28 protein-coding genes and 1 pseudogene are annotated in these 11640 nt (G+C 35.4%); 2 read left to right on the plus strand and 27 right to left on the minus strand.

Features of this window, described 5'->3' with window-relative positions:
- Window positions 1-24: 24 nt before the first annotated feature.
- The 3 genes and pseudogenes from OQ477_RS05965 to OQ477_RS05975 form a co-directional block, all read right to left on the minus strand.
- Window positions 25-300: pseudogene (locus tag OQ477_RS05965) on the minus strand (flavoprotein); the annotation flags it as partial.
- 43 nt (window positions 301-343) lie between these two features.
- Window positions 344-505: a hypothetical protein gene (locus OQ477_RS05970; protein ID WP_265971737.1), complete on the minus strand. Its 162-nt coding sequence runs from the start codon at window positions 503-505 to the stop codon at window positions 344-346.
- Between the two features lie 88 nt (window positions 506-593).
- Window positions 594-1145 (minus strand): hypothetical protein, encoded by a 552-nt coding sequence (locus OQ477_RS05975; protein WP_265971738.1) that lies wholly within the window; start codon window positions 1143-1145, stop codon window positions 594-596.
- 97 nt (window positions 1146-1242) lie between these two features.
- Between OQ477_RS05975 and OQ477_RS05980 the strand changes: the two genes are divergently transcribed.
- On the plus strand, window positions 1243-1482 hold the full coding sequence (locus OQ477_RS05980) for a helix-turn-helix domain-containing protein (protein ID WP_014470254.1): 240 nt from the start codon (window positions 1243-1245) through the stop codon (window positions 1480-1482).
- Window positions 1483-1699: 217 nt separating this feature from the next.
- Here the strand turns inward: OQ477_RS05980 and OQ477_RS05985 are convergent, their stop codons facing one another.
- The 11 genes from OQ477_RS05985 to OQ477_RS06035 form a co-directional block, all read right to left on the minus strand.
- Window positions 1700-2158: a macro domain-containing protein gene (locus OQ477_RS05985; RefSeq protein ID WP_265971742.1), complete on the minus strand. Its 459-nt coding sequence runs from the start codon at window positions 2156-2158 to the stop codon at window positions 1700-1702.
- 31 nt (window positions 2159-2189) lie between these two features.
- Window positions 2190-2363 carry a hypothetical protein gene (locus OQ477_RS05990; RefSeq protein ID WP_265971744.1) on the minus strand — a complete coding sequence of 58 codons (174 nt, stop codon included), beginning with the start codon at window positions 2361-2363 and terminating at the stop codon, window positions 2190-2192.
- A 198-nt stretch (window positions 2364-2561) separates the two neighbouring features.
- The gene (locus OQ477_RS05995; protein ID WP_265971746.1) at window positions 2562-2831 is read right to left on the minus strand and encodes a hypothetical protein; all 270 of its coding nucleotides are present in this window, start codon (window positions 2829-2831) and stop codon (window positions 2562-2564) included.
- Window positions 2828-2998 (minus strand): hypothetical protein, encoded by a 171-nt coding sequence (locus OQ477_RS06000; protein WP_265971748.1) that lies wholly within the window; start codon window positions 2996-2998, stop codon window positions 2828-2830. Before OQ477_RS06000 ends, OQ477_RS05995 begins: the two co-directional genes overlap by 4 nt.
- The gene (locus OQ477_RS06005) at window positions 2999-3547 is read right to left on the minus strand and encodes a hypothetical protein (protein WP_265971749.1); all 549 of its coding nucleotides are present in this window, start codon (window positions 3545-3547) and stop codon (window positions 2999-3001) included. It abuts the gene before it with no gap.
- A 48-nt stretch (window positions 3548-3595) separates the two neighbouring features.
- Window positions 3596-3934, minus strand: a complete 339-nt coding sequence (locus OQ477_RS06010) for a hypothetical protein (RefSeq protein WP_265971750.1) — start codon at window positions 3932-3934, stop codon at window positions 3596-3598.
- Complete coding sequence (locus OQ477_RS06015) at window positions 3931-4257, minus strand: hypothetical protein (RefSeq protein ID WP_265972426.1); 327 nt, start codon at window positions 4255-4257, stop codon at window positions 3931-3933. The genes OQ477_RS06010 and OQ477_RS06015 overlap by 4 nt, the downstream gene beginning before the upstream one ends.
- Window positions 4258-4353: 96 nt before the next feature.
- Window positions 4354-4788 (minus strand): hypothetical protein, encoded by a 435-nt coding sequence (locus OQ477_RS06020; RefSeq protein WP_265971751.1) that lies wholly within the window; start codon window positions 4786-4788, stop codon window positions 4354-4356.
- Window positions 4781-4933: a hypothetical protein gene (locus OQ477_RS06025; protein WP_265971753.1), complete on the minus strand. Its 153-nt coding sequence runs from the start codon at window positions 4931-4933 to the stop codon at window positions 4781-4783. Before OQ477_RS06025 ends, OQ477_RS06020 begins: the two co-directional genes overlap by 8 nt.
- Window positions 4934-4965: 32 nt before the next feature.
- Window positions 4966-5127, minus strand: coding sequence for a hypothetical protein (locus tag OQ477_RS06030; protein ID WP_192852137.1), 162 nt, complete (start codon window positions 5125-5127; stop codon window positions 4966-4968).
- Window positions 5128-5174: 47 nt separating this feature from the next.
- Complete coding sequence (locus OQ477_RS06035; RefSeq protein WP_265971756.1) at window positions 5175-5405, minus strand: hypothetical protein; 231 nt, start codon at window positions 5403-5405, stop codon at window positions 5175-5177.
- Window positions 5406-5504: 99 nt separating this feature from the next.
- Here OQ477_RS06035 and OQ477_RS06040 point away from each other — a divergent pair, with 99 nt between their 5' ends.
- On the plus strand, window positions 5505-5717 hold the full coding sequence (locus OQ477_RS06040) for an alpha/beta-type small acid-soluble spore protein (RefSeq protein ID WP_265971757.1): 213 nt from the start codon (window positions 5505-5507) through the stop codon (window positions 5715-5717).
- 81 nt (window positions 5718-5798) lie between these two features.
- Here the strand turns inward: OQ477_RS06040 and OQ477_RS06045 are convergent, their stop codons facing one another.
- The 13 genes from OQ477_RS06045 to OQ477_RS06105 all read right to left on the minus strand — a co-directional run bounded on the left by OQ477_RS06045 (window position 5799) and on the right by OQ477_RS06105 (window position 11620).
- Complete coding sequence (locus OQ477_RS06045; protein ID WP_265971759.1) at window positions 5799-5987, minus strand: hypothetical protein; 189 nt, start codon at window positions 5985-5987, stop codon at window positions 5799-5801.
- 1 nt (window position 5988) lies between these two features.
- Complete coding sequence (locus OQ477_RS06050; RefSeq protein ID WP_257784844.1) at window positions 5989-6111, minus strand: hypothetical protein; 123 nt, start codon at window positions 6109-6111, stop codon at window positions 5989-5991.
- 29 nt (window positions 6112-6140) lie between these two features.
- Entirely contained in the window at window positions 6141-6515 is a 375-nt protein-coding gene (locus OQ477_RS06055) for a hypothetical protein (protein WP_265971762.1), read from the minus strand.
- Window positions 6515-6817, minus strand: coding sequence for a hypothetical protein (locus tag OQ477_RS06060; RefSeq protein WP_265971763.1), 303 nt, complete (start codon window positions 6815-6817; stop codon window positions 6515-6517). Before OQ477_RS06060 ends, OQ477_RS06055 begins: the two co-directional genes overlap by 1 nt.
- Window positions 6818-6873: 56 nt before the next feature.
- The gene (locus tag OQ477_RS06065; protein WP_265971764.1) at window positions 6874-7278 is read right to left on the minus strand and encodes a hypothetical protein; all 405 of its coding nucleotides are present in this window, start codon (window positions 7276-7278) and stop codon (window positions 6874-6876) included.
- 11 nt (window positions 7279-7289) lie between these two features.
- Window positions 7290-7616, minus strand: coding sequence for a hypothetical protein (locus tag OQ477_RS06070; RefSeq protein WP_265971765.1), 327 nt, complete (start codon window positions 7614-7616; stop codon window positions 7290-7292).
- A gap of 59 nt (window positions 7617-7675) precedes the next feature.
- A complete protein-coding gene (locus OQ477_RS06075) occupies window positions 7676-8041 on the minus strand; it encodes a hypothetical protein (protein WP_265971767.1) in 366 nt (121 codons plus the stop codon).
- 128 nt (window positions 8042-8169) lie between these two features.
- Window positions 8170-8676, minus strand: coding sequence for a dihydrofolate reductase (locus OQ477_RS06080; RefSeq protein ID WP_265971769.1), 507 nt, complete (start codon window positions 8674-8676; stop codon window positions 8170-8172).
- Window positions 8676-9515, minus strand: a complete 840-nt coding sequence (locus OQ477_RS06085; RefSeq protein WP_215601664.1) for a thymidylate synthase — start codon at window positions 9513-9515, stop codon at window positions 8676-8678. Before OQ477_RS06085 ends, OQ477_RS06080 begins: the two co-directional genes overlap by 1 nt.
- Before the next feature lie 14 nt (window positions 9516-9529).
- Complete coding sequence (locus OQ477_RS06090; RefSeq protein ID WP_307772231.1) at window positions 9530-9832, minus strand: hypothetical protein; 303 nt, start codon at window positions 9830-9832, stop codon at window positions 9530-9532.
- A 154-nt stretch (window positions 9833-9986) separates the two neighbouring features.
- Window positions 9987-10286 (minus strand): hypothetical protein, encoded by a 300-nt coding sequence (locus OQ477_RS06095; RefSeq protein ID WP_110124162.1) that lies wholly within the window; start codon window positions 10284-10286, stop codon window positions 9987-9989.
- Window positions 10279-10587 (minus strand): hypothetical protein, encoded by a 309-nt coding sequence (locus OQ477_RS06100; RefSeq protein ID WP_041482552.1) that lies wholly within the window; start codon window positions 10585-10587, stop codon window positions 10279-10281. Before OQ477_RS06100 ends, OQ477_RS06095 begins: the two co-directional genes overlap by 8 nt.
- A 418-nt stretch (window positions 10588-11005) precedes the next feature.
- Window positions 11006-11620 (minus strand): hypothetical protein, encoded by a 615-nt coding sequence (locus OQ477_RS06105; protein ID WP_094295858.1) that lies wholly within the window; start codon window positions 11618-11620, stop codon window positions 11006-11008.
- Window positions 11621-11640 lie beyond the last annotated feature (20 nt).

Below are 11640 nucleotides of genomic sequence, written 5' to 3' on the forward strand. Positions count from 1 at the left end.
ATGATTTTCTGTCATCATGATATTTTATTCATGATGGTGTACGAGCACCGGCTGAACCTGCTGGTGCAAAAGAGCTTTTTCTACCGTAATCGGAAGGAGATCCATTCTGGCGACGAGCGATGTCGGTTTTTTCACGTGGTCGTCCTGGCCGAACGGGATGAAATATATGTTTTTTGCGGACATCAGCCTCATTAAATTCGTTCCGTTTAAACCGAGTCCGTCGTTTGTCGAAATTCCGAGCACGACCGGGCGGCCGTTGCGGATCGTGGCTTTCGCAGCCATAAGGACGGGGCTATATGTTTTTTATCCTACCTACAAAGAAATTACATAAAAAAACTGCTATTCAATCCAATAGCAGTTTAACATATTCTTCATAAAATTCTTCATTGCTTCTTATGTTTTCTTGCTTAACAAAGCAAATAATGAAATTTTTCTTTTCAATCTCTGCAACAACGCTTCTTCCCTTTGCATCAATATGTAACGTCTCCATGTCATTCAAGTACAAGGTTGCACCCCCATCGCTGACTTAACACCAACATATGTAGAGGGACTCTTGTCCAATGCAAAACATAAAGCAAACAATCGAGTTTCTTCTATAATAAAGCCTCCCTGTGCATTTTCTTTATCAAATCATCGCAAAGCTTGTTTAAATAATATGTATAGTTAACTTTTTTCTTCATCGAACGGACTTCAGTGCCGATCTCCTCACATATGGAAATCGGAATGCTGGACTTGTTTACTTTGTTCTTATATGTATGTGGCAACTGATTTTCAGCTATGTTCTTATATGTAAGGAAATCATTAATATGTACGAAATAAACTTTGTTTTCTGGCTCTCTAAACTGAAACAAAAAACCAGGAATTATGTTTGGATACTGCGTTGCCTCTTTTAAGTGTTTAATCTGTTGTGCCTTTATAATCTTTTCACTAAAGGACACAGACTTGTTCTTTGTTGATTTAAGTTCAAAAGGAAATAAGTATCCTTTAAAGTGTAGGAAACAATCATATTTGTTTTTTGATACTGCAGCTCCCCTTTTTAAAAACACTGGATTTACATCTTTAATTCTGTAAAAGAACAGCTTTTGATCTGCTGCTGATTTTTCTATATTTGCTTCAAAGACTTTGCCTTGGTTTGTACCTCCCAATCAATCACTCTCCTAAAATATTGAAACCAAAATTGAAATTAGAATAAACCTTTGCTACACTGTTTTATGTTAATTAATATTGAAAGAAGTGTTCGAAATGAAGCAATGGACACCCCTGCGCCCTCGTTTAAATGAATTAATGTTTGAATATGACCTCACAGTTGATGACCTTTTCAAACGTACAGGATACCCCAGACAACGTATCCACGATTATATAAGTGGAGCTAAAGCTAATATGAACTTAGCTACAGGCATGACTTTTGCTGATGCCATTGGTTGCTCAATTGAAGAGCTGTACGAATGGAACCACGAAGAAAGAAGAAAAGTTAAATCTTAATCCCTTTTCGAGCCCATCTGATTTCCTGCATCAATTCTTCATTATTATCTGAAAGGTTGATTAGGTTACGGTGGGCTCTTTCGTATTCTTTGTTCTCGAGAGCTTCTTTTACCGTGCTCATTTGTCTTTCCATTTTGTTGAACAGTATTTGAATGTTCTTAATTTCTTCAGCTATTTCTACGCCCTCCAATTATCTTATTTTATTTTTATCCTGAAATTAATTCTGATATAACTTATAAATTGTCACTTCGTAGTCCTCGAAGATGGATTCGATCATTTTATATACTTCGCTCCAATTTCCGCCTGCCAAGCCGCACCCGATTCCGTAAGGCAGGGCAATGGATCTTTTATTTGTCATAGCTGAGGTTTTAATTAGCTCTAAGCCACACTTCAAAGCCTCATAGTCGGTGAATACTCTTCCTCTTCCATAAGAGAATTGTCCAAAGATATGGGCGATAATCTTTCCGTCATGCTCTTTTACTTCCCGAACCTTCCCTAACAGGTCAGGCTTGTATACTACGTTGTCGCACATGTATTTATAAACTCTGTATGCAGATGGATACTTTTCTTTGATTTGCTTCGCCAATCCAGCCTCCATAACTCCTTGACAATTTACTTGATGACAAATGATATCCTCAGATGCACTTAGAATATTGCCTTTAGTTTCTTTTATCAAAAAATCATTCCTTTCTTTTAAAAGACCGATTTTATTCAGTTTTTGAGTTAGATTGTAATTTAAAATTCAATAATCCAAATAACAACACGAAGACAAAGCTTATCGACAATTGGGCAATAGAATATCCTTTCGCTATATAATAGCCAATCAAAATCCCTTCAATGACACCTAAAAGATAACTCAAACCTTTAGCTAATTTGTTCAATAAATCGCCTCCTTCATAATTTTATATTTTCACTTCACTTTAATTGACTTAAAAGACAGGTGCACTCGTATCCAATAAAGTGCATCGCTCGCTTCATGAAAATCACCTTTAAAGAAATTCTTCACTACACTTTTTAATAAGAAAAAAATATGTCTCCAGTCGTCATACTTAAAACTCATAATCCTTTTTATCATTGAACTAATCCTCCCTAAACAATTCCACTGGTTCATAATTTGTCACTTCATAAAATTCTTCTTTTTGATTAAATTTGATCGGCTTATCTTTGGCAAACTTTTTACCTGCTTCATCTAAGAACTCACCTTCGTCTGTGACAGCACATGTCAGTCCGCAAAATTCAATACCATTAGATTCAATTAGCTTGATGAAATCTTCATAGGTGAATTTTGTGCCATTTTCATTAAACAACACTCCTTCAATATGTAAGCCCATTGCTTTAACGTTACTCATTGAAACAATCCTCCCCAAGTCACTCCTGCTGCAAAGGCAACAATGAAAACTGAAATAAATTTAATTACACCAATATACACTGTAAATTTAATATCCCCTTGGGAATCCATTCTTGCTAACAAAACAAGCCCAAATGCAACGAACAATATCCAAGCTGTCACAATCATCTACTTAGAACCTCTTCCCACTGTATATCCGCCGGTAATGTCATTTAAGATCGTAGTACTATAAGAAACCTTTTTACTCTCATTGTCTTTATTTTTAGTGTAATTAATGAAATCATCGAACTGGTTTAAATACACTCCGTAAGCTGTGTTATTCAATTTATAAACGGTATCGTCACTTGGTTTCAAAAACCAGCTATCAGTACCTTGTCCATACACTTCAAAAATTTGGACAATTTCGTCTTTATATTCAAAGTAAGCCAGCTTGTTTTCAAGTTCACATTCCTCATCAACTGGATTTCCTACGTGATTTGTGGCATACTCCATCATTGAAGTAAGCATGTAGCCTAATTCAATGTCCGAGAAACTTAACTGTGGTTTAGGTGTTCCATAATAAATATCTGCTTCATTTAGTGATCCTCTTTGGTTCACTTCTTTAATGATCTCTTCGATAGCTGTGTAGCCTTCATGAATGATGAATTCCCTACGTTCCTCATCTCTTCGTTTATACTCCTCTAATAAACTTGTTACCTTAAACTCTGTATTCTTCATCGAATTCCTCCCTGCTAATTCATTGTGAAGGTTGTTGCCCAACCTTCTTTATTTAAAATAAATCACATGGTCTTCCCAGTTATAGTCATCATTATATTGACCGTCTTTATAATAAAACGGAGGAACTAGCTTCATTAATATCCATCCCATAGTTTCGGCATCATTCCTTAAAGAAATGTCCACATAAACCCTTGTGTATCTGTATCCTCGACAATAATCACTGAATTTTCTTGCTTCAATTTTTTTCGTGGGTGTCTGAACGAATCCCGGCCTATTAATGAGGATTTCCTCATCCAATTCAGAAACAATGGATTCTAGCTTATTGATGGCTTTTTCTTCAGTATCTGAATAAATCATGATATTCCGATGCATTGCATTAAGACTCATTGGACAACCTCCAACTGTTTGGAAATATTAATATATTCTTGCAGACTATTGACTGTTGAAATAATACACCCCCGAATCTCTTCAGGATCTTCGAAATCCATTTCACATTTAAGACAGTATTCATCGAACTCAATCATTGCAAGAAATTGATCATTACTTGGTAAATTTTCAAAATCAATTTTCTTTAATCTTGGGATGCCCTTTCCCCTAATCCATTCAATGAAGGAATAATCAACATTGCTCTTTGTTGCAGCGATTTTTAAAAACTCATGAATATCAGAAGAGTTTTCAATATTGAAATAAATGTGGAGACTCTTCTTCATGAGATCAAATAATCGCAATAGAGCTTCATCAATTTTATTGTCTGTTTTAGTCTTGAAGTTTATATCAAACCACTTTGAAGAGTTTTTATTATTCATTTAATCCCTCCAAGAATCATGTTTTTCAATAACAGTCAGTCCATCCCTATTTCTCTTAGTGTTTTGTTTTGCTAATTTTAATAGTGCATTGCTAGACTTTTTGTCATTAAAGACCTCTTCAAGGTTTAATAAACGCGTCCTTTGCTCCTTTGTCATTGCTTGAGTATGTAAGTCAGTAACCTTCTTGTTGTTAGCTACTTTTCTAAATTCGTAGTATTTGGGTGGATTATAAGACTTAAACCATTTTTCAACTTTAAACGGTGACAATTGTCCAAAGCCAAACTTGATTAGTGCTACCTTTTTGCTTTCCGGATGATTCATTATTTGTTCATATATAGTCGAAGGTTCGGTTAGTTCACTAGACACTTTGAAACCCTCAATTAGAGAACCGTTATTAAAATGAATATTTACCTTTGTACCTGATCCATTATCCATGACTGGTTAACCCCCTTAAGCGTTCGACTTCAGCGACCAACCATTCTGCATAACTTATGTGAATTTTCATCACCTTGGTCGATCTAAATTGTCTAGACATTACTTCAACAAATTTCTTAACTTCATCAAATTCAATCTCTTTCATTGAGCTTATCCCTTCTAAATGAAATCAACATTTTAATCTGTTGTAATCGTAAATGAACCATCATCTTCATCTAGAGTAATAACAATTTCACGAATACCATTGCTACAGTCACTAAATTCTTGCATTTCCCTTCCTAGTTTCTGAATTGATTTGGCCAATTCCTCCGGTGTATTTGCCCCTCTTTGGGTACTCATTTTTAAATTCCCCCTTCCAATAAAATTAGAATTTCACTCGAATCGTATTAATGAACTAATTCCCACTCTCCAGGATTAAGTGAATCTAATGTGAAGAACATTGGCGTACCGTCGTTCATAAACTCAATAATCATCAATCGACCTCTTTCATTTCTTGGGCAGTTATCTGGGTTACTGTATGTTGATTCAGCTGTAACAGCTGTATATGTTCCACCATAAGCCCAAGAATCACCGATATATTTAATTGTGTCTCCTTCTTTAACACTTGAAAAATCCATGCAAACACCTCTTTTTAAATTAATGTGTATAATCTCAAAACATCTCCACAAAATACAATTGAACAAACTTGTTTACATACTACTTTAGGAGATGATCATATGACTCAACAAAACAGATCAAATAACAGCAATGAATTACTTGTTCCTCAAGCTGCTGGTGCACTTGAACAAATGAAGTATGAAATTGCTTCTGAGTTCGGCGTAAACTTAGGGCCTGAGACAACTAGCCGAGCAAACGGTTCAGTAGGTGGAGAAATTACAAAACGTTTGGTTCGCTTAGCTCAACAAAGCATGAATGGGCAATTTCATTAATGTATGAGGGGATTACTCCCCTCTCTTTTTATGCTCCTCTTCCAAATCCATAAAGTACTACTGGCATTGTATTCACCTCCTTTAGTGAACAAATGTACTTCGTCTAAACAGCTCGTCTAAAACAATTTGAAGTTTTCTTCTTTGGTCTTTTATGTATGCATTGTTATCGGTACGCAATCCATCATTAATTCTATTTTGTATGTCTGTTTTCAGTCTCTCTAAGCTTTCAATTGGTAATTTTTCTAGACTAACTTTATATAATTGATTCATTTTAATAGCCCCCAGCAAAAACAAGTGAAATTATCAATAACCAAAAGACTGCTCCAGAAACAGCAAGAAAGCTTTTTGCAATACTCATAAACTCTTGAAAATCATTCTTCAACGACTCTTTCACTGCATCACCTTCTCTTTAAAATACAGATTTCATAAAGAATTAAGTCCAGCACAGCAATTGCAAAACGGTACTCCGCTGTTAGTTGCCCAATCTTCCCCTAATTCATCACCACATTCAGCGCATCGGCAGCTCGATATTACTTCGTTTAGAAAAGTAATGTGATCAAGAAGCTTAGGAATATCTTGATGCGCGTTTGCGATGAAGTCCGCGTCCTCTTTGTTCTCCAATTTATGAATGAGGAATGTAACCTCGCTATATTCCGATTCGATATCTGAGAAAACACGATAATAAGTTCGGTGATCCATCAGTCCGTCGTTTACCTCTGCGACCCATTTACCGCCTGTCGCTTGTGCCGCACGCTGACGGATTTCTTCGAGTTTGGCTTTCGTTAGCTTCTCAATCATCATGCATTCACTCCTTCGATTTTGATTCCGAGAAGGTCAAGTGTATTGCGTATTCCGGTTAATACTCCGGCATTATGGCGTTTAGCTTCAATATCCCCTGCTACATACCTCCCATCCCTTGATCTTTTTATATCCTCATAATAGTCCCGCAGTTTTTCCTCAGGTGTCGGTTCAGATTCATAACCGTTAATTAATGCAGCAGCTAATGTCAGTAAATCAAGATTATATAAACAACCGCTTTTATTATCGCCAACTGTTAAGCTATCATTTGTATATGATAGTAATATTCCTTCATCACTCAATCTTAATCAGAGTTCTTCTATAGCCTCTGCCTGTTCCTTCGTGATTGTCGGCTTCATTATTCGTCCACCTCTAACGATTTTAATTCGCGAAGTTCCTCGATAAGCATTTCGTTTTCCAATTTCAGCCGCCACCTCTCCGCGCTCAAATCCATAAGCTCTTGTCTGATGCGGCATAATTCATTTGACATTGCGAATATATTCCGGGGCATGTCATTCTTCAAGCGTTCATTCTCTGCAATAGTCTCAGCTAATGCACAGCGCAAAGACTTGTTATCCTCGACAACCTTCTCAACCTCTGAATGAAAGGCTTTATACTCTGATGTCTTCTGCTTCACTAGTTCTTGTATCTCCTGTATTTTCTGTATCTCGTTATTACGATCGCATATAGGTCGGCCGTTTTTATCTCGCATCGCTCTAACAGCCTTTTCAATTTGATTTAAAAAGCTTGTGTTGTTATTCATACGATACACCTCTAAGTTAAATTAATTTGATTCTCAATTTCCTCAATAAACGCCTCTAAACCTTCTTCATCAATCATTACTTGTCCATCCCGAACTTTGATAATTTCTTTCATTCGATCATCCATATTTCTAAATTCTTCTGCTTGCTGCACAGTAAACATTGCTCTGTATTTCTTTATGTATAAAAGAAAATCTTTAAGTACACCGATCTCCCCAATTTTGTGGAGATTAAAATCTTCTTGTTCCACTTCTAGCCGGAGTAAAGCTGCTTCCTTTTCTAAAACATCAATTTCAAGCTGTTCTTTCTTTGACAACAATTCTCGCTCTTTTTGTTGCAATTAATCACCTCCTTATAAGGATTCAATATGTATTCACAAGGTGAATGTGGATCATGTCTTTAAACTGATTCATACTTTAAATGCTTGTTTTTCTTTTTGCTAATTTTATATTCGGCAATCTTCAGTGATTCAAGAGTCCATCCATTATTGTTTAAGCTTCCGAAAAGTGTGTTCAATAATTGTAGCTCTTGTTTTAAGCTTCTTCGCTTTCTCAATATCTTTTGACCTTTTAACGAAAGGTGATATCCCTCTGAAGCATTAAATTTGTCCTCTTCTAGCTTGTGATAAAATTCATTGAGCTCTTTGTCAATTTTCCCTAGCTCTTTATAAAGGTTATCAATTTCATTTTGAAGTCGTTGTTTAGTCTCCTCAATTGCTACAAGAGGTTTTGAAATGGAAACAAGATAATCTGTTGCAGTTTTCATATCGTCACTCCTATTTATTGTTTTATTTTTATTCTAAAAGTATGTAAAAAAAAGACAAGCTTTTAACTTGTCTTTATCTTATCATTCAACTTCTTAAAAGTCTATAACTATTTTATTTTTATTCTAATTTATTTTGAGTAAGTCACAAATGAATAATTAAATGTGATATTGTTGTCTGCTTTTCTGTGATCCTTTTCAATTACTCTCCAATCGTCATTTAACCTGGGAAAATATGAATCTGCCTTCTCAGCAACTGAATCAACAATCGTCAAATAAACCTTATCAGCATGTGGTAAGAATGCCTCGTATATAGCGCCTCCTCCAATTACCATTACTTCTTCATCTTTACCCAATTGTCCTCGTACAAGCTTTAATACATCGTTAACCGAATGATAAACAAATGAAGAGTGATCAGGTTTGAAATCCTTGTTTTTAGTCAATATGATGTTCCTTCGGTTTTGAAGTGGTTTTCCTGTAATGTTTACGATCGATTCGTATGTAAGCCTTCCCTGAATGCACAGCTTTCCTGTAGTGAGTTCTTTAAAACGTTTCAAGTCTTCAGGAATATGGTAAAGCAAGTTATTTTCATACCCAATAGCCATTGATTTATCGCAGCAAGCAATAAGAGGTAGCATTATACTGCTACCTCAAAGTAAAGCTTGTCTCCATGCTTATAATTAACCAATCTGAAATCATCAATTGTGAAATCATAAAAGTCTTTTACATCTGGATTAATCCATAACTCAGGTGCTTCATGCTGCTCTCTGTCCATTTGAATTTTCAAATTGTCTATATGACGAGTGTATACATGACAGTCTCCGATATTGAAGATGTACTCACCTAGCTCATAGCCAGTAACTTGAGCAATCATACGTTGCAATACATTGTACTGAAACACATTAAACGGATTTCCGAGCGCGAGATCACTACTGCGACAGAAAACTTCTAAATGCAACTTCCCGCCTTTTATAAGCCATTGAGTACCATAGACACAGGGAGTCAATGCCATCGAGTCTAATTCATCAGGATTCCAAAGTGTTGTAATATGTCTGCGTGATGATGGATTATTTTTCAACTGATGAATAAGATAGTCAACCTGGTCAACTTTCTCACCGTTTAGTATTCTGTTTTTCTTACCAAGCTGATAGCCATATGCTTTGCCGATTGTGCCGTCTGCTTGTTTCCATTGATCCCAGATGTGTACACCCATCTTGTTTAATTCGTTCACATTGTTTGATTTAAGCTGCCATATCCAAAGCAATTCCTTGATTGCTGTTTTCCAGGCGACTTTTTTAGTCGTTAAAATTGGTGCTTCGGAATTATCAAACCGCATTTGTTTACTGATTACACTTAATGTATGTGCTGGTGTTCCATCAGTGTCCCATTTGGTTCTGACATCGAATTCTTCGTCTGATGCCCCATTATTAATTATGTCATTTATGATTGTGTTGTACTGCAAATCAAACTGAGTCATAATTCTATTCTCCTTTATCTAAACCAGCTGATAATAAAGTTAACCACGAAGACAATATTACCGCAAACAAAAAGCATGTACACGAACTTGTTTTGTTTATTGTTTGAATCACCGTCCAAAACATCAAGAATTTTAAACATTGTTAAACCGGTATATATTAAAGCAAAAGCTGTCCAAGCTAACATTAGCAAGTTACCATGCGTAATCAGTCCAATAGTAGCCAAGGGGATAATGAACGAAATCCCCTTGAACAATGTCATGACATACACTAAGTTCTTATTCTTCTTCAGTTCTTTATACGGTGAGTTAGAAAGCAAACGTGTGACTTTAGCGTATACGTTCTGTTCCCCTCGAGTAATTAATCTAATTTCATTAATGTTTAGTGCAAATAAGTATGCTGCAAGTAATAACGTAAAGTATGTAATCCTAATACATCTCCTTATTTTATTTTTATCCTATAAATAATTATAACTAATCAAACAACTCTCCGGCTCTCTTCATGTCTTTGATTTCTTCACTTACACTTTCTTTGATTGTATGAGGTAGCTGGTCAATTCCTCGTTGTATTCTTTTCTGACCTGTATTTCTTATATGTAAAGTTAATTCTTTAAACCCTTCCATTGATTCATCTGAAATTAAATCAAACTGATGTTGAATCTTAGCTAATAAGCTTATGTATTCTTCTTCATCTTCACTGAATAATTTTAGGCCATTTTTAAGGTTGTCTATTTCTTTTAGATGGTTTTTTATTTTCTTTATGTGATTATTCATATTTCTTCACATACTCTTTGAAAACATCGGCAATTTTATGAGTATTGTGGAATACAGTTTGCCCTAATGAAGTGGCATGAGAATAAAGAGGGTGATTATCAATATTTTTAATTTCTTCTTGTAAACAATCAAGAAGGATTCTTTCTGTTTTCACTGACACTTGTTCTAACAGCCAACTGTTCCCGTTGTCCATAGAAAGCTGAATTCTTATTTCTGGCGGCAAGTTCTTAAATGCATTAATAAAGTCGTCAACCTTATATTGATCAGTCGGATTTAGCCTTGTTTTAATTGAAATTTTCATTTTCAAATCTCCTTTTTGTTTTAATTTGATTCTAATAAACTCAAAAAATTAACTGCTGCAACTCTATACCTTTGGTCTTCTTCATAAGCTGCAACTTGTTTCATATGCTCCAAAAACACATCTTCAAGCCCATGTTTTTGAATAAATCCTAAACACAGACCATTCCTGAAGAGCATGTCGTCATATTTTGCTTGCAAATCTTTATAATTGTTATTGTTTATCGTCTTTTTCCTCCTTATTGTTTAGATAAAAGTCTTCTTTTATAGAGATGTTCATTCCATCAACATCCCTGTATTGATGCCTTTTCCTAAAACAACTTCTTTGTAGGCATAATTGTTGAGTTTTTTGAGTATTTTAAGTTGTACCCTGGCTGAGACCCTCCACTGACAAACATCATGATCAAAGCCAGGGGTTTAAACTAATAAATAATATCAGCTACGTATTTAGACCAAGATTCTAAACGATTAAATACTGCTGGATTATCAAAATCTTGCTCATTTAACCAAAAGCCTTTTAATTGATCTGTTTCTCTTACTGATACCTCTGTATTTTCAGGCAGTTTAACAATAATCATTATGCCTAAATGAACTTTCCCCACTTCATTTAAGTCATCATTTATAAATCCCACAACTTCTAAATTTAAATTAGAAGTTGAGATAAACAATTCTTCTGAAAGCTCTCTCCTTAAGTTTTCATCAATGGCTTCCCAAAAATTTGTTGCTTCAGTTATATTCATGTGCCCGCCAACACCAATTGATAATTGATCATGAAGCCTCTTTTCCCCGCCTTTCCTTAAGCGCTCGTATGCAAATACTTGGTCTCCTTTTTGTAAAACGGCATAAGGAATTGGTTGTTTATAGTTCTGGTTCTCCTCAGCGTTTCCTCTCCTCATAGTGGTCATGCTTTCAGCGAGATTTTCGATTATTTGATCAATTGCATTCGGATCAGCTTCAATCCCTTGAAAGTCTAGCTTTCCATTATCAAATACTTTATCTCTAGGTGCTACAACAATTACTTCATCCATTTTCCCCATTTAATATTCTCCTTTTGTTT

It is taken from the genome of Bacillus sp. ChL18, from assembly GCF_026241425.1.
GTDB classification, from domain to species: domain Bacteria; phylum Bacillota; class Bacilli; order Bacillales; family Bacillaceae; genus Bacillus; species Bacillus velezensis.